Origin of the sequence: Acidovorax sp. Root402 (genome assembly GCF_001425125.1) — a bacterium.
Lineage (GTDB): Bacteria > Pseudomonadota > Gammaproteobacteria > Burkholderiales > Burkholderiaceae_C > Acidovorax > Acidovorax delafieldii.
In genome coordinates, this window is the sequence record NZ_LMDQ01000012.1 from 211,124 (window position 1) to 229,845 (window position 18,722).

General features: G+C 65.6%; 17 protein-coding genes. 5 read left to right on the plus strand and 12 right to left on the minus strand.

Annotated elements, in window-relative coordinates:
* Positions 1 to 5: 5 nt before the first annotated feature.
* The 6 genes from ASC83_RS06065 to ASC83_RS06090 form a co-directional block, all read right to left on the minus strand.
* Positions 6 to 968 carry a M48 family metallopeptidase gene (locus tag ASC83_RS06065; RefSeq protein WP_056059488.1) on the minus strand — a complete coding sequence of 321 codons (963 nt, stop codon included), beginning with the start codon at positions 966 to 968 and terminating at the stop codon, positions 6 to 8.
* 10 nt (positions 969 to 978) lie between these two features.
* Positions 979 to 1,752, minus strand: coding sequence for a 1-acyl-sn-glycerol-3-phosphate acyltransferase (locus ASC83_RS06070; protein ID WP_056059490.1), 774 nt, complete (start codon positions 1,750 to 1,752; stop codon positions 979 to 981).
* An 85-nt stretch (positions 1,753 to 1,837) separates the two neighbouring features.
* Positions 1,838 to 2,434 carry a D-glycero-beta-D-manno-heptose 1,7-bisphosphate 7-phosphatase gene (gmhB, locus tag ASC83_RS06075; RefSeq protein WP_056059492.1) on the minus strand — a complete coding sequence of 199 codons (597 nt, stop codon included), beginning with the start codon at positions 2,432 to 2,434 and terminating at the stop codon, positions 1,838 to 1,840.
* 47 nt (positions 2,435 to 2,481) lie between these two features.
* Positions 2,482 to 4,623 (minus strand): glycine--tRNA ligase subunit beta, encoded by a 2,142-nt coding sequence (glyS, locus tag ASC83_RS06080; RefSeq protein ID WP_056059493.1) that lies wholly within the window; start codon positions 4,621 to 4,623, stop codon positions 2,482 to 2,484.
* Positions 4,624 to 4,634: 11 nt separating this feature from the next.
* Positions 4,635 to 5,540, minus strand: coding sequence for a glycine--tRNA ligase subunit alpha (gene glyQ / locus ASC83_RS06085; RefSeq protein WP_010462637.1), 906 nt, complete (start codon positions 5,538 to 5,540; stop codon positions 4,635 to 4,637).
* A gap of 343 nt (positions 5,541 to 5,883) precedes the next feature.
* The gene (locus ASC83_RS06090; protein ID WP_056059495.1) at positions 5,884 to 6,960 is read right to left on the minus strand and encodes a type II asparaginase; all 1,077 of its coding nucleotides are present in this window, start codon (positions 6,958 to 6,960) and stop codon (positions 5,884 to 5,886) included.
* 208 nt (positions 6,961 to 7,168) lie between these two features.
* Between ASC83_RS06090 and ASC83_RS06095 the strand changes: the two genes are divergently transcribed.
* The gene (locus ASC83_RS06095) at positions 7,169 to 8,098 is read left to right on the plus strand and encodes a LysR family transcriptional regulator (protein WP_056059497.1); all 930 of its coding nucleotides are present in this window, start codon (positions 7,169 to 7,171) and stop codon (positions 8,096 to 8,098) included.
* Positions 8,099 to 8,161: 63 nt separating this feature from the next.
* On the opposite strand, the gene fabB is transcribed toward ASC83_RS06095, so the two are convergent.
* From fabB to ASC83_RS06125, 6 genes are all read right to left on the minus strand, one after another.
* On the minus strand, positions 8,162 to 9,385 hold the full coding sequence (fabB, locus tag ASC83_RS06100) for a beta-ketoacyl-ACP synthase I (protein WP_056059499.1): 1,224 nt from the start codon (positions 9,383 to 9,385) through the stop codon (positions 8,162 to 8,164).
* Entirely contained in the window at positions 9,382 to 9,903 is a 522-nt protein-coding gene (fabA, locus tag ASC83_RS06105) for a 3-hydroxyacyl-[acyl-carrier-protein] dehydratase FabA (protein WP_008907199.1), read from the minus strand. The genes fabB and fabA overlap by 4 nt, the downstream gene beginning before the upstream one ends.
* 161 nt (positions 9,904 to 10,064) lie before the next feature.
* The gene (gene lnt / locus ASC83_RS06110) at positions 10,065 to 11,696 is read right to left on the minus strand and encodes an apolipoprotein N-acyltransferase (protein ID WP_056059501.1); all 1,632 of its coding nucleotides are present in this window, start codon (positions 11,694 to 11,696) and stop codon (positions 10,065 to 10,067) included.
* A complete protein-coding gene (locus ASC83_RS06115; RefSeq protein WP_056059502.1) occupies positions 11,696 to 12,580 on the minus strand; it encodes an HlyC/CorC family transporter in 885 nt (294 codons plus the stop codon). The genes lnt and ASC83_RS06115 overlap by 1 nt, the downstream gene beginning before the upstream one ends.
* A gap of 107 nt (positions 12,581 to 12,687) precedes the next feature.
* A complete protein-coding gene (locus ASC83_RS06120; protein ID WP_056059504.1) occupies positions 12,688 to 13,428 on the minus strand; it encodes a GNAT family N-acetyltransferase in 741 nt (246 codons plus the stop codon).
* Between the two features lie 347 nt (positions 13,429 to 13,775).
* Entirely contained in the window at positions 13,776 to 14,258 is a 483-nt protein-coding gene (locus tag ASC83_RS06125) for an Lrp/AsnC family transcriptional regulator (RefSeq protein ID WP_015012403.1), read from the minus strand.
* Between the two features lie 165 nt (positions 14,259 to 14,423).
* Here ASC83_RS06125 and ASC83_RS06130 point away from each other — a divergent pair, with 165 nt between their 5' ends.
* The 4 genes from ASC83_RS06130 (at position 14,424) to ASC83_RS06145 (ending at position 18,702) form a co-directional block, all read left to right on the plus strand.
* The gene (locus ASC83_RS06130) at positions 14,424 to 15,365 is read left to right on the plus strand and encodes a triacylglycerol lipase (protein ID WP_099731316.1); all 942 of its coding nucleotides are present in this window, start codon (positions 14,424 to 14,426) and stop codon (positions 15,363 to 15,365) included.
* A 3-nt stretch (positions 15,366 to 15,368) separates the two neighbouring features.
* On the plus strand, positions 15,369 to 16,358 hold the full coding sequence (locus ASC83_RS06135; RefSeq protein WP_056059506.1) for a lipase secretion chaperone: 990 nt from the start codon (positions 15,369 to 15,371) through the stop codon (positions 16,356 to 16,358).
* 189 nt (positions 16,359 to 16,547) lie between these two features.
* Positions 16,548 to 17,660 carry a 4-hydroxyphenylpyruvate dioxygenase gene (gene hppD, locus ASC83_RS06140; RefSeq protein ID WP_056059508.1) on the plus strand — a complete coding sequence of 371 codons (1,113 nt, stop codon included), beginning with the start codon at positions 16,548 to 16,550 and terminating at the stop codon, positions 17,658 to 17,660.
* Between the two features lie 73 nt (positions 17,661 to 17,733).
* Entirely contained in the window at positions 17,734 to 18,702 is a 969-nt protein-coding gene (locus ASC83_RS06145; RefSeq protein ID WP_056059510.1) for a tripartite tricarboxylate transporter substrate binding protein, read from the plus strand.
* The last annotated feature ends 20 nt before the right edge of the window (positions 18,703 to 18,722 follow it).

Consider the following 18,722-nt stretch of genomic DNA (forward strand, 5'->3'; position numbering starts at 1 on the left):
GGGATTCACCATAGCGGGGCGGGTTCATCACGGAGATGGCTGCGCAGCTGCGCATAGTCCGGCACCACGGTGGCCACGGTGTCCCAGAAACGGGGACTGTGGTCCATCACGCGCAGGTGGGCCAGTTCGTGCGCCACGACGTAGTCGATGATGGCCGGGCGGTAGTGCAGCAGGCGCCAGTTCAGGCGGATGGAGCCGTCGGCCTTGGCGCTGCCCCAGCGGGTATTGGCGCTCGACAGGCGCAGGCTGGCCCAGCGCACGCCCAGCAGCGGGGCAAAATGGTCCAGCCGCTCGGTGAAGTGGCGGCGCGCGTCGCGCATCAACCAGGCCTGGACGACATCGCGGACCTGTGCGGGGCTGGCGCTGTGCGGCAGGCCAATGTGCAGGCTGGGCGTCGTGGCTGTGCCGCCCGGCTCCACCGCCGCCACCAGCGCTCCACCTTTGCCCGCAAAGCCGTGGCTCGGGTCCAGCACCAGCCTCAGCGGCTCTCCCAGATAGGGCAGCTCTGCGCCATGGGCCCAGACGATACGACCGCCTTCCATGCGCTGCTGGCGCTCGCGCGCCTCCGACAGCTTGCGCAAGATCCAGTCGGACTTCTCGCGCAGCGCGGCATCCACTGCGCCCAGCGTCACCCAGCTGGGGGCCCGCACCGACAGGCCATCGGCCCCCACGGTAAAGCCGATGCTGCGGCGGCGCGCGCGCTGCAGCGCATAGGCCACGACGGCATCTCCCAGCAACACCTCGCGGCTGGCCTGGGGGTGGCGGAATTCGGCAGGCGACAACAGCGAGGGCAGCGGCACCGCAGGCGCCGCAGGCCGGCTCACTATAGTTTTAGGAGCTACCGGCGATTGATCGACTAGCGCTTGTGGCTGATTGGGCTTGAAACCTGCAGCCACAGGACTGGGGCCTGCTGCGGGGGTCCCGGGCGGGTCAAACAGGTCCAGCGCCAGTTGCACAAGCCGCTGCATCACGGTCGGTTTACTTCCCGCTGGGTGCCGCGGTGTTGGCCGCAGGGGCTGGGTAAGCCTCTGGGTCCAGACGACGCATCTCGGCCTCGATCCAGGCCTCCACCTCGCGCATCAGTTCGTCGGGCTGGCGCCCCACGCTGGAGATGGGCTTGCCAATCGACACATCCACCACGCCGGGGCGCTTGACGAACGCCTTGCGCGGCCACACCTTGGCCGAGGTCACGGCGATCGGAATCACCGGCGCACCGGTGTCAATCGCCAGGCGCGTACCGCCGGTCTTGTAGTTGCCCTTCTGCCCCCGCTCGATGCGCGTGCCCTCGGGGAACATGATGATCCAGATGCCCTTGGCCAGCAGGTCCTTGCCCTGCTGCACCACCTTGTTGAAGGCCTGCGTGCGCTGGTTGCGGTCGATGTGGATCATGTCCAGCCGCCCGATGGCCCAGCCGAAGAAGGGCACATGCAGCAGCTCCTTCTTGAACACGTAGGCCAGGGGGTGCGGCATGATCACCGGCATCAGGAAGGTCTCGTACGTGGACTGGTGCTTGACCAGCAGGATCGCGCCTTCGTTGGCGCCCTGCGGCAGGTTCTCCATGCCGGTCACCTCGGCGCGGATGCCCAGAACCACCCGCGCGCCGCTGATGCACAGCGACAGCCAGGCCCGGGCGATGCGGTAAAGGGGCACACCCCGCACGCCCAGCAGCGTGCCCAGCATGATGGCCAGCGCGTAGGGCACCACGGTGATGCCCATCCAGAGAAGGTGAATGACAGAACGGATAAGAGCCATTGGGATGTCTTTTTGGCCGCAAGCGCTAGTGAAATATGCGCCAACAGCTATGAATTAAATAGCATCAAGATGCTGCTGCGCCTTGTCACGACAGCGGCAAGGGCGCAGCGGCCACGGCGGCTGCGGCGCTTGGCACCACCGGCAGCAACTGGTCCACAAAATCTCCGAGGCTGGCGTGCAACTGCGTACCCGCCGGCAACCCCGCAGGCAACGCCCCGCCCGGCCGCAACGCAGCAGACCGGCCGGTGCACACCAGGTGCAACTGGGCCCCCAGGGCGGCACCCGCCTGCAGGTGGGCCTCGCAGCTGCCGACCACGCGGACCTCGTTGCGCTCCATGCCATAGCGGTCGCAAATCTGCTCCAGCAGGCCCGGGGCGGGCTTGCGGCAGCTGCAGTCCTCGTCGGCCGCATGGGGGCAGTAGAACACCGCGTCGATGCGCCCGCCCACCGCCGCCACCTGCCGGTGCATCTTGGCGTGGATGGCGTTGAGCGCCACCACGTCAAACAGCCCCCGGCCCAGTCCCGGCTGGTTGGTGGCGACCACCACATGCCAGCCGGCATGGTTGAGGCGGGCAATGGCTTCGAGCGCGCCGGGCACCGCCGCCCACTCGTCGGCCGAAGTGATGTATTCATCCCCCATCGGGTTGAGGGTGCCGTCGCGGTCGAGGATGGCGAGTTTCATAGGAGGGGTTTGCCTTGTGAGAACCACCAGCCTACCAGCACCAGGGGTCAGGCCGCCAGACGGGACAAATCGGCCACACGGTTCATGGCTTCGTGCAACGTCTTGAGCAGGCCCTGGCGGTTCAGGCGCAGGTCCAGCTGCTCGGCGTTCACCATCACGTCGTCAAAGAACGCATCCACGGGCGCACGCAGCACGGCCAGGGTCTGCAGGCTGGCGGTGTAGTCGCCCGCGTCGAACTGGGCATTGGCCTCGGGCACAAAGCGCTGCAGCGCGGCGTACAGGTCCTGCTCGGCCTTTTCCTGCAGCAGGTTGGGGTTGACGTGGGCATCCACCGGGCCTTCGACCTCGGCCTTCTTGAGGATGTTGCCAACGCGCTTGTTGGCCGCTGCCAGGGCGGGGCTTTCGGGCAAGGCGGCAAAGGCACGGACTGCAGCCAGCTGCTTCTCGACCAGGGCCAGGCGCTGGGGGCGCAGGGCCAGCACGGCGTCCACTTCTTGCGCGCTGTAGCCTTGCTCGCGCAGGCTGCCGGCAAGTCGGTCGTAGATGAAGTCGGCCAGAGCGGGCGTGGCGTCGGTGATCTTGTCGCCAAAGGCAGGCACGGCACAGGCCAGCAGCGCGCTCAAGTCCAGCGGCAGGTCTTTTTCGACCAGCATGCGGATCACACCCAGTGCATGGCGGCGCAGCGCGAACGGATCGCGGTCGCCTGTGGGCAGGTTGCCGATGCCGAACATGCCGACCAGGGTTTCGAGTTTGTCGGCCAGCGCCACCACCACACCAGCGGTGTTGCGCGGCAGCGCGTCGCCCGCAAAGCGGGGTTTGTAGTGGTCTTCGATCGCGTTCGCCACGGTCTCGCCCAGGCCGTCGTTCAGGGCGTAGTAGCCGCCCATGATGCCCTGCAGTTCGGGGAACTCGCCCACCATATCGGTCACGAGGTCGGTCTTGGCCAGTTGCGCGGCCAGATCGGCATCCTGCACCAGTTGCGCTTCGCCCAGCTGGGATGCAATCGCCTTGGCAATGGCGCGCACGCGCTCCACGCGCTCACCCTGCGTGCCCAACTTGTTGTGATAGACCACCTTGCCCAGGCCCTCGACACGCGAGGCCAGGGTCTTCTTGCGGTCCTGGTCAAAGAAGAACTTGGCATCGGCCAGGCGGGGGCGCACCACGCGCTCGTTGCCGCCAGTCACAAAGCTCGTGTCTTCGGGGCTGATGTTGCTGACCACCAGGAACTTGTTGGTGAGCTTGCCCGCGGCGTCCAGCAGCGGGAAGTACTTCTGGTTGGCCTTCATCGTGAGGATGAGGCACTCTTGTGGCACACCCAGGAACTGCTCTTCAAACTGGCAGATGACCACGTTGGGGCGCTCCACCAGCGCGGTCACTTCGTCCAGCAGTGCTTCGTCTTCGATGGGGCGGGCGCCATTGCCCACCTTCGCAGCAGCCGCAGCCAGCTGGCGCGCGATCTCGGCCTTGCGCTCGGCAAAGCTGGCGATCACGGCGCCGTCCTTCTTCAGCGTGGCGGCGTAGCTGTCGGCATCGGCCAGCACCACGGGCGACACGGCGGCTTCAAAACGGTGGCCGGTGGTGCTGTTGCCAGCGGTCAGGCCCAGCGCCTTCACGGGCACCACGGTGCCGCCATGCAGCGCGACCAGGCCGTGTGCGGGGCGCACAAAATTCACGCTGGTCCAGCCGGGCAGCTCGCAGTCGGTTTCGAGCTGGTAGCTCATCACCTTGGGGATAGGGAGCTTGGCAATGGCTTCGTCCAGCGCCTTTTGCAGGCCCGCCGCCAACGTGGCACCGGGCACCACGCTGTCGTAGAACAGGGCTTCGGCCTTGCCGTCCTGCGCGCGCTTCAAGGCAGCCACAGCGGCTGCGGGGTTGGACACATCGGCGCCCAGCGCCTGCAGCTTTTTCAGCAGCGCAGGCGTGGCGTTGCCGTCCGCTTGAAGGCCCACGGTCACGGGCATCAGCTTTTGCTGCACGGCCTTGTCGGCGGCCTTGTCGGCCACGGCGGTCACATGCGCGGCCAGGCGGCGGGGCGAGGCAAAGGGCGTGACCACCGAGGAGGCAGACGCCAGGCCCAGGGCCTTGAGCTGGTCGCCCAGCACGGTGGCGAAAGCATCGCCCAGCTTCTGCAGCGCCTTGGGCGGCAGCTCTTCGACAAACAGTTCAACGAGGAGGTTTTGGGTTGTCATCGTCATTTCTCTCACGCAGCCTTCTTCGTCATCTGTTCCACCCACTCGCGCGGCGCCATGGGGAAGCCCAGGCGCTCGCGGCTTTCGTAGTAGCTCTGCGCCACGGCACGGGCCAGGTTGCGGATGCGGCCGATGTAGGCAGCACGCTCGGTCACGCTGATCGCACCCCGCGCATCCAGCAGGTTGAAGCTGTGCGCGGCCTTGAGCACCTGCTCATACGCGGGCAACGCCAGCTGCTGCTCCATGAGGTACTTGGCCTGCTTTTCGTGCGCGTTGAAGGCGGTGAACAGGAAGTCCGCGTCGCTGTGCTCGAAGTTGTAGGTGGACTGCTCCACCTCGTTTTGCTTGTACACGTCACCGTAGCTCAGGGTGTCGGTCCACTTGAGGTTGTAGACGTTGTCCACGCCCTGCAGGTACATGGCCAAGCGCTCCAGGCCGTAGGTGATCTCGCCCGTGGCAGGCTTGCAGTCGATGCCGCCGACCTGCTGGAAGTAGGTGAACTGCGTGACTTCCATGCCGTTGAGCCACACCTCCCAGCCCAGGCCCCAGGCGCCGAGCGTGGGGTTCTCCCAGTCGTCTTCGACAAAGCGGATGTCGTTCTTTTTCAGGTCGAAGCCCAGGGCTTCGAGCGAGCCCAGGTACAGCTCCAGGATGTTGGCCGGTGCGGGCTTGAGCACCACCTGGTACTGGTAGTAGTGCTGCAGGCGGTTGGGGTTCTCGCCGTAGCGGCCGTCCTTGGGGCGGCGGCTGGGCTGCACGTAGGCGGCCTTCCAGGGCTCGGGGCCGATGGCGCGCAGGAAAGTGGCAGTGTGCGAGGTGCCGGCGCCCACTTCCATGTCATAGGGTTGCAAAAGGGCGCAACCCTGCGCGTCCCAGTAGGACTGCAGCTTCAAAATGATTTGCTGGAATGTCAACATGGCGTCTGTGGCTGAGGCACTGGCAAGCCAGGGCCTGGCAAGTAAGGGGAAAAAGAAGAAAACGCGGTGCGCGAGCCAAACCCAGCGCCCGCCGCCCCATGGGCAACAAGGACGGGCATCGCGCGCGCAAACCGGTGATTTTACGGCGCGCAGCCGCGCGTGCTGCGCCAGCGCCAGCAACACCGGCCCGCGCCCATGAAAAAAGGCCGGAGCCCTTTTGGAGCCCCAGCCTTCCCAACCAGTCACGCGAGCTATAAGCCGGTGCGTACCGGTGGCCACACGGGTGTGGCCGTCAACGCATGCATCGCGTCAAAGCATGGCGTTCAAACCTCGAAAACAGGGATCAATACTCCCAGAAAATGCGCTGCAGTTCCTTGCTGTCGTTGGTCTTGGTCAAAGCGACCATGGCCAGAATGCGGGCCTTTTGGGGGCGCAGGTCATGGGCCACCACCCAGTCGTACTTGTCGTCGGGCTGCTCGGCATTGCGCAGCACAAAACCATCGGCCACGCGGGCCGAACGGATGATCTGCACGCCCTGGCCACGCAAGGCCTTGAGCGAATCGACCGCCTGTGCAGCCACCGAGCCGTTGCCGGTGCCGGCATGGATCAGCGCCTTGACGCCGGCCTTGCCGTAGGCCTCGATGCCCGTGGTGTTCATGTTGCCGTAGCCGTACACGATGTCCACGGCGGGCAGCGCCTTGATGTCGTCGATGTTGAACTCGGAGTTGGTCGTGTGGCGCTTGACCGGGGCGCGGAACCAGTAGTTCTTGCCTTCCACCACCATGCCCAGCGGGCCCCACTGGCTCTTGAAGGCCTCGGTCTTGATGTTGATGGTCTTGCTCACATCGCGACCGCTCTGGATCTCGTCGTTCATCGTGACCAGCACGCCCTTGCCGGCGGCGTCCTTGCTGGCGGCCACGGTCACGGCGTCGTACAGGTTCAGCGCGCCGTCGGCCGACAGGGCCGTGCCGGGACGCATGGAGCCGACCACCACGATGGGCTTGTTGGTGCGCACGGTGAGGTTCAGGAAGTACGCAGTTTCTTCCAGGGTGTCCGTGCCGTGGGTGATCACGATGCCATCCACGTCCGCCTGCTTGGCCAGGGCCGACACGCGCTGGCCGAGGCGCAGCAGGTGCTCGTTGGTGAAGCTCTCGGAGGCGATCTGGAACACCTGCTCACCCGACACCTTGGCCACATTGGCCAGCTCAGGCAGGCCTGCCAGGAGCTTGTCCACCGGCACCTTGGCGGCGGCATAGGTTGCGCTGTTGGCGGCCGAGGCGCCCGCACCGGCAATGGTGCCACCCGTGGCCAGCACTACCACATTGGGCTTGGCAGCCTGGGCCATGGCAACGGCGGAGGCAGCAGACAACAGCAAACCCGCGAGCCAGCGGCTGGCGGTGGGGGAGGAAGAAATGCGCATGAAGAGGTCTCCTGATTTTTTTGGGTAGCAGCACGCGTTGCGCCGCTTTATTCACAACCGCCGGTGAAGCGGTGCCGCATCCTATGAGAAACCAGAACACAGTCATGCGGAATAATTGACCCACCCTTATGAATTCAGCTCACACCCCAGAACTGCCGTTCGAAGGCCATGAAGTGCCCCTCGGCCACCGCCACAAGACAACTCCGCCATGAACTTGAGACAACTGGAAGTTTTTCAGGCCGTGCTGCAAACCGGCAACATGAGCGCAGCGGCGCGGTTGCTGTGCATCACGCCCTCAGCAATCAGCAAGGCCGTGGCACACACCGAGTTGCAGCTGGGCTACCGGCTATTCAACCGCTCGCCGGCAGGCCTGACCCCGACGCCCGAGGCCCAGGTGCTGGCCACCGAGTCCACGGGCATTTACCGGCAGCTGGACTCCCTCAAGCGCACTGCGCGCAACCTGGCGACCAGTGATTCGGGCGATGTGCGGCTGGGCGCCATACCGTCCATCACGCACGAATTTCTGCCGCGCCTGCTGCAGCACCATGCCGAGCAGCATCCGCAGGTGGGTGTGGAGGTGCGCACCATCCACCAGGACCAGATGACGCAGGCCCTGCTCACACGCAGCGTGGACTTTTGCCTGGGTTTCTACAAACACCCCCACCCACAAATCGCGAGCGATCTGCTGGTCAGTGGTCGCTTGTACCTGGCGGTCGCGACCAGCGTGTGGGTGCGTGCTCCCCGTGCCGCCAGCCCCGGTGCGCGGCTGGCGCAGGTGCCCGTGATCCGCCTGGTGGGCGACGACCCCATGCGCCAGGCGATTGACGAAATCGCACACCGCCTCGGTTCCCCCGCCGGGCCCGGCATCCAGGTGCAGACATCACGCCTCGCTTTGGAGCTGGTGCGCCGGGGCATGGGCTGGACGGTGGTGGACTTTCTCACCGCCAAGGGGCTGGACCCTGCACAGATGGTGGCACAGGAGCTGCACGAGCTGGCCCCCATGTCGCTGTACAGCTACCACGCGCGCGCCTTTCCGCCCGGTCTGCAGGCCACCCGCATGCTGGGCATGTTGCCCGCCTTGCTGCACGAGGCCCTGCAACCCAACCCCAAGGCCCGTCAGGCGCTGACGGGCCGATAGAGCCCATGAAAAACGGCCTGCATGTCCAGAGACAGGCAGGCCGTTGCGGTGGGGAGTCCGCAGTCAGTGGTTCCAGCGGCGCAGCACCAGGCTGGCGTTGGTGCCGCCAAAGCCGAAGCTGTTGGACAACACCGTGTTCAGCTGCGCATCACGCGTTTGCGTGACCAGAGGCATGTAGCCCAGGGCCGGGTCAGGTGTCTCGACATTGGCAGAGCCAGCGATGAAGCCCTTGTTCAGCATGATCATGCAGTAGATGGCCTCCTGCACGCCCGTGGCGCCCAGCGAGTGGCCGGTGAGCGACTTGGTGGACGAGAACGGTGGCACCTTGTCGCCAAACAGGGCTCGCATGGCGCGCACTTCCTGCATGTCGCCCACGGGGGTGGAGGTGCCGTGGGTGTTGATGTAGTCGATGGGGGCGTCCAGACCTTCCATGGCTTGCTGCATGCAGGCAATGGCACCGTCGCCCGACGGGGCCACCATGTCTTCACCGTCGCTGGTGGCGCCAAAGCCCACCACTTCGGCCAGGATGGTCGCGCCACGGGCCTGGGCGTGCTCCAGGCTCTCCAGCACCACGGCACCGCCGCCGCCAGCGATCACGAAGCCGTCGCGGTTCGCGTCGTAGGCGCGTGAGGCCTTCTCGGGCGTTTCGTTGTACTTGCTGGACATGGCGCCCATGCCGTCAAACAGCAGCGACATGCCCCAGCTCAGCTCTTCGCCACCGCCTGCAAACATCACATCCTGCACACCCCAGGCGATCTGCTGCGCGGCCGCGCCGATGCAGTGGGCGGACGTGGAACAGGCCGATGTGATGGAGTAGTTGATGCCCTTGACCTTGAAGTTGGTGGCCAGGCACGCAGAAACCGTGGAGCTCATGCAGCGCGTGACCTGATAGGGCCCCACGCGGCGGATGCCTTTTTCGCGCAGCGTGTCGGCCGCTTCGATCTGGTTGGCGGGCGAGCCGCCACCCGACCCCATGATGAGGCCGGTGCGCGGGTGGCTGACCTGTTCGGGCGTGAGGCCTGCTTGCTGGATAGCGTCTTCCAGTGCGATCTGCGCATAGGCCGCCGCATCGCCCATGAAGCGCAGCTGCTTGCGGTCAATGCGCGCTTCGATATCGATCTCCGGGGCGCCGCCCACCTGGCTGCGCAGGCCCAGTTCCTTGAACTTCTCCACGGCCTTGATGCCGCTGGTGCCCGCACGCAGCGAAGCTTCCACGGAGGCCAGGTCGTTGCCAATGCACGAGACGATGCCCGCGCCGGTGATGACTACGCGCTTCTTGGTGGTCATGCTGCGTCCTTACCGTCTTCCTCGCGCTTGAACAGACCCACGCGAAGGTCGTTGGCCACATAGATTTCCTTGCCATCGGCCAGCAGGCGGGCATCGCCGATGGCCATGACCAGCTTGCGCTTGATGACGCGCTTGATATCGATTTCGTAGGTGACCAGTTTCACGTCAGGGCCGACCTCGCCGGTGAACTTGACCTCGCCCGCACCCAGCGCGCGGCCCCGGCCCGGCAGTTGCAGCCAGGTCAGGTAAAAACCGATGAGCTGCCACATGGCGTCGAGCCCCAGGCAGCCAGGCATGACCGGGTCGCCCTGGAAGTGGCAGGCAAAGAACCAGAGGTCGGGTTTGACATCGAGCTCGGCGCGGATCTTTCCCAGCCCGTGCGCGCCACCATCGCTGTCGATGTGCGTGATGCGGTCAAACATCAGCATGGGTGGCAGCGGCAGACGCCCGCTGTCAGCGCCGAACAGCCGGCCCTCGCCCGAGGCGATCAGTTGTTCGTAGGAAAAGGAATCTGCCATTTTCAGTCGTGCTCCAGAACGGCGGATGGCCCGCCTCAAATCATCGTTTTACGCAACACCAGCCCCCGGTTGCGGGCCTCTATTATCAAGGCATAGGGAGCCGCCTCTAAACACGGGGGTGCGCAGGCCCCTGCGCCGCCGGGCGCAATGCCTGACCTGGATCAATTGCCACGCGGCCTGCGGCCCCTGCTGGCGACCATGGCCCCCACCAGCACCAGAGCCCCCAGCGCCCACAGCGGCCACAGCCCCCAGCGGGACACCCACCACGCGTAAGGCGTGATGGCCCAGCCACTTTGTGCGTCCAGCCCCCGGCCCTGCACCTCGCCCTTGAGCACTCCGCGCGTGTAGCGGGCCAGCTGGTGCGTGACAACGCCCCGGTGGTCGATGATGACGGTGGCGCCCGTGTTGGTGGCGCGCACCATGGGGCGCTCGAATTCGAGCGCACGCATGCGGCTGATGTGCAAGTGCTGGTCGATGGCCAGGGTGTCGCCAAACCAGCCGATGTTGCTGAAGTTGACAAACACCGTGGGGGCCTGGGCGGGGTCGATGAATCGCGCGCCCAGCTCCTCGCCGAACAAGTCTTCGTAGCAGATGTTCGGCGCGATGCGCTGCCCCGCCACGGCAAACGACGCCTGGCCCACCGTGCCCCGGTTGAAGTCACCCAGCGGGATGTTCATCATGGCCGTGAACCACTTGAAGAACGGCGGAATGAACTCTCCAAACGGCACGAGGTGGTGCTTGTCGTAGCGGTAGGGCTCTGCCTGGGTCGTGGCACTCATGCCCAGCACGGAGTTGGTGTAGCCCTGCGCTTCATCCCCCAGCGGAATGCCCACCATGGCGGCCTGGGCCCCTTGCGCATAGCGTTGCTGGATGCCCTCCAGATACCCCGGAATGAGCTGCTGCGGCAGCAGCGGTATGGCGGTCTCGGGCGCCACCACCAGGTCAGCCTGGGCGTTGCGCAGGGCCTCGGCATACCACTGCAGGGCCACGGGCACGCCGCTGCCGGACTGGAACTTTTCGTCCTGGGGGATATTGCCCTGCAGCAGCTCCAGGCTCAGGGCGGGCGCTGCGCGCCGTGCCGGGGTGTGGCACAGATTGACCGCGCACAGCCGGTCCACCGTGGCCCAGGCCAGCAGGCCGCCCGCCGCCAGCACCAGCGCCCACCAGCGCACGGTGCGCAGGTCGGTGGCACGCACCTGCACCACGCCCATCGCCAACGCCGCAGCCACCGCGCTGATGCCATACACCCCCATGTGGCGGGCCAGCACGGCGAGCGGCCCATCCACATGCGCGTAGCCGCCAGCACCCCACGGAAACCCCGTCCACCAGACGCCCCGTGCCAGTTCGGCCAGCAGCCACAGCGCTCCGAAAAGAAGAGCACTCCCGGCACGATTCATCGGCGCATACCGGCAAAACAAGGCCAAAGCCGCCGAATAGTAGCTGGCAAGAAAGGCAGCGAGCCCCAGCACCGCTGCCACGGCCAAAGGCGCGGGCAGGCCACCATAAGAATGCATGGAAATGAACAGCCACCAGAAAGTGCCTGCCAGCCAGGCGGTGGCAAACAACCCACCCACGAGCGCACCGCGCCGCCAGGGCGCAGCGACGCGCGGGTGCTCCACAGCAAAAGGCCGCACCATCCAGGCGAGCGCAGCCACCGAAGCCAGCTGCAGCCACCACAAGGGTTGGCCGCTGCCCGGCCAGGCCAGCGAGGCCGCCTGGGCCAGGCCCGCCGCCAGTGCCAGCAGCAGTTGCGGCAGCAGCGGCCCGCCCGCCATCCGAGAGCGCCGCGACATCAGCCGTCGGAGGGAGTGTCTTCGACCCTGGACACCTTGAACCAGCGCACCGCCCCGCCCTTGGTGTGCAGCACCACAAAATGCAGGCCGCTGAGCTGCAGATGCTCACCGCGCTTGGGCACATGGCCCATTTCGTGGGCAATCAGGCCGCCGATGGTGTCGAAATGCTCGTTGGGGTCGCTACCCACGATGGTCACCTCAAAGGCCTCGGCCACACGCTCGATGGGGGTGTCACCACTCACACGGTAGGTCCGGTCGGCCAGGCCAAAGATGTCGCCATCGTCTTCGGGGATGTCGAACTCGTCCTCAATCTCGCCGACGATCTGCTCCAGCACGTCTTCGATGGTGATGAGCCCGGCCACGCGGCCAAACTCGTCGATCACGATGGCCAGGTGGTTGCGGTTGCCACGGAACTCGCGCAGCAGGTCATTCAGGCCTTTGCTTTCGGGCACAAACGCTGCCGGGCGCAGCAACGCACGGATGTTCAGCTCGGGCGCCCGCTGCAGCTTGAGCAGGTCCTTGGCCATCAGGATGCCGATGATGTTCTCGCGCTCGCCCTGGAAGACCGGAAACCGTGAATGCGCGGTGCTGATCACCAGGTGCAGCAGCTCATCGAAAGGCGCGTCAATGTTGACGAGGTCCATGCGCGGTGCTGCCACCATCACATCGCCCGCCGTCATGTCGGCCATGCGGATCACGCGCTCCAGCATCACGCGCGATTCGGCGCCGATGACCTCGTTGTCCTCGGCCTCGGCCAGGGTTTCAATGAGTTCTTCCGTGGAGTCCGGCCCAGGATGGATGAACTCGGCCACTTTCTGCAGGAAGGTGCGCTTGTCTTCCCTCTCGGGCGGTCGCCCGGGGTGCGCGGGGTGCGGGTCAGACACTGTCTGGAGTGCAGGACGTGCGGTAGTGAATCAGGCCCCTAGGATAGCGGATTGCCGTGACAGCCGGCCACCACCGGCGTCACGGCCGGGGGCGTGACCGCCATGGCTCACTCGGCCGATTGGTGGCGCGCGTGTTGCACGCCGCTGCGCACTTCCTGCACATTGGCCAGAAAGTCCCAGAACTGCTTGGCCTGCTTTTTGAGCTGGTAGTCCACCTCGGCGAACTGCTGCTCGACCATCTCGGTCATGCGCGTGTCGAGGCTGGCGGGTGGGATCTGCAAGTAGGCCTCCGACTCGGACCCGTCGCGGCGCACGGTGGCACCGGCGTTGCGCGCGATCTTGAGCATGGCGGTGTTTTCAGACAACGCATGGATGAACACCATGTTCACGCCCTCATTGCGCGCATGCATCACGGCACGCTCGAACAGGCGCGCGCCAAAGCCGCGCCCCCGTGCCTGCTTGAGCACGGACACACCGAATTCAGCACACGGCTTGTGTTCGGGGTTTTCCGAAAACGCCAGGTGGGCCATGGCGATGAGCTCAAGGCGGCGGTTGTAGATGCCAAAGATTTCATCGCGCTCGAAGTTGAGCTGCTCGGCGTAGCGGCGGATCTGTTCGTCGTTGGCGGCATAGCCAAAGCGCAGGTAGCGGTCTGCAGGCTCCAGCTGCAGCAGGTGCTGGGTGATCCGCTCCCGGTAGGAGGGGCCCAGGGAGCGGATAGGAACCATCACGGGCGTCTCCTGCTGGTGGATGTGAATGTCAGAGGCAGAAGAGCCGCTGGTTACCGGGCGCAGCAGGTCCCGGCCTGCGTACCAGGATGCCTTGAGCCAGTCTTTGGTTGCGAACATGTCGCTAAATATAAGGGTTTTCCCTCATCTTTTCCAGTCCAAATTGCTGCGCCGCAACAAAATAGTGATCCTACTCAAAATGCGGAAAAATCGGCTCCAAGCGCTGGAAGATCATGCCTCAACAGCTATCAATTTGAGAGTATTCATGCCCCGGATCTCCTCAGCATGGGTCGCAGACGCGACGGCTGGGGTGGCTGCACCCCCGTCTGCGCCAAGCCTTCTCTGCACGGGGCGGAGCGTAAAGCGCGGACCGCCTTACAGCAACCTCCACCGCATCAACAGACGCCACAGGGAGTCACGCCCGTGACTTGCGCAGGCCCTGTCAACGAGTGAAGGCCTGTGTTGGACTACACCGGCACAGCCGTCGTCGCCTTCACGCGGTCGAGCACAAAACTGGTCTTGCAGTCCTGCACGCTAGGGTGCTTGAGCAGCGTGTCCATGATGAAGCGGCTGTAGTGCGCCATGTCGGCCACCACCACGCGCAGCAGGTAGTCCATTTCGCCGGTGAGCGATGCGCACTCCACCACCTCGGGCCAGGTCTGCACGCTGGCGCGGAACAGGTCCATGGGGTTGCGCTTGTGGCTTTCCGTGTGTTTTTCCAGCCGCACGTTCAGGTACGCCGTGAGCCCCAGCCCCACCGCTTCGGGCTGCACCAGGGCCACGTAGCGGTGGATCACGCCGCTGTCTTCCAGCCGCTTGACGCGGCGCAGCACCGCGCTGGGCGACAGGCCCACCTGTTCTCCGATGACGTCGTACGTCTCGCGGCCGTTGTCCTGCAGGCGGCGCAGGATGGCGCGGTCCAGCTTGTCGAGTGCGTCAAAGGCTTTCATGGCGCAGGATTTTACGAACAACTGCGTGATTTTTGCATGGTGCGGCGCACACACGGGTATGTCCCGATAGTGACTCCATGGCCCGAATACAAAAATTGATCTCGCAAAAAAGAACGGTCGTTCGTTTTTGCGAGCATAAGAAACCATACCAACGGAGACAAACACATGACCGGATTTTTCAGCCGCTTTTTGCGGCGACTGGTGCTGGCAGCAACGGCGGGGTTGCTGCTGCTCGGCGTGGGCGCGCAGGCGCAGACGGGCTACACCCAGACGCGCTACCCCATCGTGCTGGTGCATGGCCTGTTCGGCTTTGACTCGGCCCTTGGGATCGACTACTTCTACGGCATCCCCGACGCACTGCGCCAGGGCGGCGCCAAGGTCTACGTCGCCCAGGTCTCGGCCGCCAACAGCACCGAGGTGCGCGGCGAGCAATTGCTGGCGCAGGTCAAGACCATCCTGGCGCTGACCGGGGCCCCCAAGGTGAACCTGGTAGGCCATTCGCACGGCGGCCCCACCACCCGCTATGTGGCGGGCGTGGCGCCGCAGCTGGTGGCATCGGTCACCTCGATTGGCGGCGTGAACCGGGGTTCGCGCGTGGCCGACATCCTGCGCGGCGTAGCGCCCGCGGGCTCGGTGTCCGAAGCCGTGGCCAGCGCCGCCGCCAAGGCGCTGGTGGGCCTGATCAACCTGACCTCCGGCGGCACCGGCCTGCCCCAGATGCCCACGGCGGCGCTGGACTCGCTGACCACGGCCGGCTCGGCCAAGTTCAACAGCCGCTTTCCGCAAGGCGTGCCCACCTCCGGCTGCGGCAGCGGCGCCGAGCTGGTGAACGGCGTGCGCTACTACTCCTGGACCGGCACCCTGCCCCTGACCAACGTGCTCGACGCCAGTGACGCGCTACTGGCCACGCTGAGCCTGACCTTTGGCGAAGCCAACGACGGCCTGGTGTCGGCCTGCTCGTCGCGCCTGGGCAAACACCTGGGCGACTACCGCCAGAACCACCTCGACGAAGTCAACCAGCTGCTGGGCCTGCGCGACTGGTTCTCCACCGACCCGGTGACGCTGTACCGCCAGCACGCCAACCGCCTCAAGCAACAAGGCCTGTAAGCCATGGCCCAGCCCTCGCGCACCTGGGCGGTTGCCGCCGCAGTCCTGGCCCTCACCACGGTCGCCGTGGTGTGGTGGCTGGGGGGCCCTGCCGGGTTGGGTGCGGGGGATACACACCCATCATCGGCGGGGGCGGCCGCCGCCTCCGCCGGTGCCCAGATAGAACCCTCGCCCGCACAGGGCGCGGACCACAGCTTTTTTGCACGCCGCCGCGCCATCACCACCGACGGCCCGGCCGACCCCCTGCTGGTGCACGGCCTGCGCGACACGCTGGAAGCCCTGCTGATGGAAGCGGGCGACGCCAGCGACCCAGCCACGCTCAAACAGCGCCTGGCCGCGCTGGTCAACCGGCATTTCCCCGCCGCCCTGGCCACGCGAGCCCTGGCACTGGCCGAGCGCTACGTGGACTACCGTGTGGCCCTGGGCAGCTTGCGTGCGCCGCAGGACCTGACCGACCCACGCGCACTGCGCGACGCGCTGGAGGCGCGCCACAAGGTGCGCCTGCAGTTTTTTGACGACGCCGAATACGACGCCCTGTTTGCCCGCGAGGCCGACCTGGACCGCTACACCCTGGCGCGCCTGGAGATTGAGCGCAACACCCAGCTCAGCCCCGAGCAGCGCGCCCAGGCGCTGCAGGCGGCCGACAACGAACTCTCCACCGAGCGCCGCGCCGAACGCAGTGCCGCCACCGCTCACATGGCGGCCGCCGCGCAGACGGCCGCCTTCAACGCCAGCAACGCCGACGAGCGCAGCCGCTACGCCACCCGCAGCGCGCAGTACGGCCCGGCAGCCGCCCAGGCCATGGCGCAGCTGGACCGGGAGGAACAGCACTGGAACCAGCGCCTCGACCAATACAGCCAAGCCCGCACCCAGCAGGGCGAGGGCCCCGGCCTGCAGCAATTGCGCCAGCAGCTCTTCTCGCCCGAAGAGCAACAACGCATTGACGCCGCCCTGGCGCTGCGCCAGCTCAACGCGGGCACCTCGGGCTCATAGGGACCTTCTGCCGACCGCGCAGCGCTGCGGCGGCCAGCCCTGCCCGGCGCGCCGCCAGACTGCGCGAAATTTTGACCATTCACAAGATTCCTGCAAATCAAAGGCCAAAGCCTCTTGATTTCGCCAGAAACATGAGGCAGGCCGCGCCTACAGTCCATGACATTCATCAACGAATGCCGGAGACACCCCATGAATGCCGCCTTGCCGCAAGAAACCGCCGCCCAGCTCGAAGCCTGGGACAACCCCATGGGCCTGATGGGCTTCGAGTTCGTCGAATTCACCTCGCCCCAGCCCGGCGTGCTGGAGGCGGTGTTTGAAAAGCTCGGTTTCACCCTGGTCGCCAAGCACCGGTCCAAGGATGTGGTGCTGTACCGCCAGAACGGCATCAACTTCATCCTGAACCGCGAGCCCCACAGCCAGGCCGCCTACTTTGGTGCCGAGCATGGCCCCTCCGCCTGTGGCCTGGCCTTCCGTGTGAAGGATGCGCACAAGGCTTACAACCGCGCGCTGGAGTTGGGCGCCCAGCCCATCGAGATCCCCACCGGCCCCATGGAACTGCGCCTGCCCGCCATCAAGGGCATTGGCGGTGCGCCGCTGTATTTGATTGACCGGTTTGAAGACGGCAAGTCCATCTACGACATCGACTTTGAATTCATCGAAGGCGTGGACCGGCGCCCCGTGGGCCACGGCCTGAACCTCATCGACCACCTCACGCACAACGTGTACCGGGGCCGCATGGGCTTCTGGGCCAACTTCTACGAGAAGCTGTTCAACTTCCGCGAAATCCGCTACTTCGACATCCAGGGCGAATACACGGGTCTGACCAGCAAGGCCATGACGGCGCCCGACGGCAAGATCCGCATCCCGCTGAACGAAGAATCCAAGCAGGGCGGCGGCCAGATCGAAGAATTTTTGATGCAATTCAACGGCGAGGGCATTCAGCACATCGCGCTGATCTGCGACAACCTGCTGGACGTGGTGGACAAGCTGGGCATGGCCGGCGTGCAGCTGGCCACCGCGCCCAACGAGGTCTATTACGAAATGCTGGACACCCGCCTGCCCGGCCACGGCCAGCCGGTGCCCGAGCTGCAGTCGCGCGGCATCTTGCTGGACGGCACCACGGCCGACGGCACGCCCCGCCTGCTGCTGCAGATCTTCTCCACGCCCATGCTGGGCCCGGTGTTCTTTGAATTCATCCAGCGCGAAGGCGACTACCGCGACGGCTTTGGCGAAGGCAACTTCAAGGCGCTGTTCGAGTCGCTGGAGCGCGACCAGATCCGCCGTGGCGTGCTGAACACCTAAGACATCAGACATCCAGGGTTAACCCTGAACAGGTGCCTATACTGCGCGCTCCCCGGAACTCATAAGGATCCCGATGTCGCTCCGTAGCACCCTGTTCAGTGTTGGCCTGACCTGTGTGGCCACCTTTGCCATGGCCCAAAGCCCCTCTGCCCCGCTCACCATCGTGGTTCCCTACCCCGCTGGTGGTCCGCTGGACACCTCGGCCCGCATCGTGGCCGAGGGTGCTGCAGCCCAGCTTGGCTCCATTACCGTGGAGAACAAACCGGGGGCGGGTGGTAGTACCGGTGCGGACCAGGTCGCCAAATCACCCAAGACCAGCAACCAGGTGCTGATGGGCGCCGTGGCCACCCACGCCGTCAATCCCTGGCTGTACAAGAACTTCCCTTACAACGCGCTCAAGGACTTCAAACCCATCGCCCTCGTGGCGCGCACGCCCAATGTGCTGGTGGTGAATGCGGAGCAGGCCGCCAAGCTGGGCGTCAAGACCACGCCCGACTTGGTGCAGTACCTCAAGAAGAACCCGGACCAGGCCAAGTACGGATCGGGCGGCAACGGCAGCATCGGCCACATCTCGGCCGAGATGTTCAAGTCGCTCACCAACACCAAGATGGGCCACACGCCCTTCCAGGGCTCCAAGCCCGCGCTGGCCGCGCTGGAATCCGGCCAGGTGCTGATGGTGTTTGACAACCTGGCTTCGGCGTTGCCGCAGATCCAGTCGGGCAAGCTGCTGGCGCTGGGTGTAACCACGTTGAGCCGCAATGAGGCGCTGCCGAACGTGCCCAGCATCAACGACAGCGTGCAGGGCTTCAACGTGTCGACCTGGTTCGGCCTGTTCGCACCGGCCTCGCTGCCCGATGCCGACGCGCGCCGCTACGCCAATGCGTTCTCGGCAGCGATGCATTCGCCCGCTGGCAAGGAGAAGTTCAAGAAGATGGGTATCACGCCCGAAGAGCTGACGCTCGACGGGTTTGCGCAGTTTGTGCGCTCGGAAAACAGCAAGTACGAGTTCCTGATCCGGGCCGCAAAGATCAAGATCGATTAGCAGCCGCGTGGGCTGGTGCG

Coding starts and splice junctions, on each gene's coding strand:
- ASC83_RS06130 (WP_099731316.1), top strand. CDS start 14,424: ATGACCGGATTTTTCAGCCGCTTTTTGCGGCGACTGGTGCTGGCAGCA.
- gmhB (WP_056059492.1), bottom strand. CDS start 2,434: ATGAAACTCGCCATCCTCGACCGCGACGGCACCCTCAACCCGATGGGG.
- ASC83_RS06065 (WP_056059488.1), bottom strand. CDS start 968: ATGCAGCGGCTTGTGCAACTGGCGCTGGACCTGTTTGACCCGCCCGGG.
- glyQ (WP_010462637.1), bottom strand. CDS start 5,540: ATGTTGACATTCCAGCAAATCATTTTGAAGCTGCAGTCCTACTGGGAC.
- ASC83_RS06145 (WP_056059510.1), top strand. CDS start 17,734: ATGTCGCTCCGTAGCACCCTGTTCAGTGTTGGCCTGACCTGTGTGGCC.
- fabA (WP_008907199.1), bottom strand. CDS start 9,903: ATGGCAGATTCCTTTTCCTACGAACAACTGATCGCCTCGGGCGAGGGC.
- ASC83_RS06095 (WP_056059497.1), top strand. CDS start 7,169: ATGAACTTGAGACAACTGGAAGTTTTTCAGGCCGTGCTGCAAACCGGC.
- ASC83_RS06090 (WP_056059495.1), bottom strand. CDS start 6,960: ATGCGCATTTCTTCCTCCCCCACCGCCAGCCGCTGGCTCGCGGGTTTG.
- glyS (WP_056059493.1), bottom strand. CDS start 4,623: ATGACAACCCAAAACCTCCTCGTTGAACTGTTTGTCGAAGAGCTGCCG.
- ASC83_RS06125 (WP_015012403.1), bottom strand. CDS start 14,258: ATGAAAGCCTTTGACGCACTCGACAAGCTGGACCGCGCCATCCTGCGC.
- lnt (WP_056059501.1), bottom strand. CDS start 11,696: ATGTCGCGGCGCTCTCGGATGGCGGGCGGGCCGCTGCTGCCGCAACTG.
- ASC83_RS06070 (WP_056059490.1), bottom strand. CDS start 1,752: ATGGCTCTTATCCGTTCTGTCATTCACCTTCTCTGGATGGGCATCACC.
- ASC83_RS06120 (WP_056059504.1), bottom strand. CDS start 13,428: ATGTTCGCAACCAAAGACTGGCTCAAGGCATCCTGGTACGCAGGCCGG.
- fabB (WP_056059499.1), bottom strand. CDS start 9,385: ATGACCACCAAGAAGCGCGTAGTCATCACCGGCGCGGGCATCGTCTCG.
- ASC83_RS06135 (WP_056059506.1), top strand. CDS start 15,369: ATGGCCCAGCCCTCGCGCACCTGGGCGGTTGCCGCCGCAGTCCTGGCC.
- hppD (WP_056059508.1), top strand. CDS start 16,548: ATGAATGCCGCCTTGCCGCAAGAAACCGCCGCCCAGCTCGAAGCCTGG.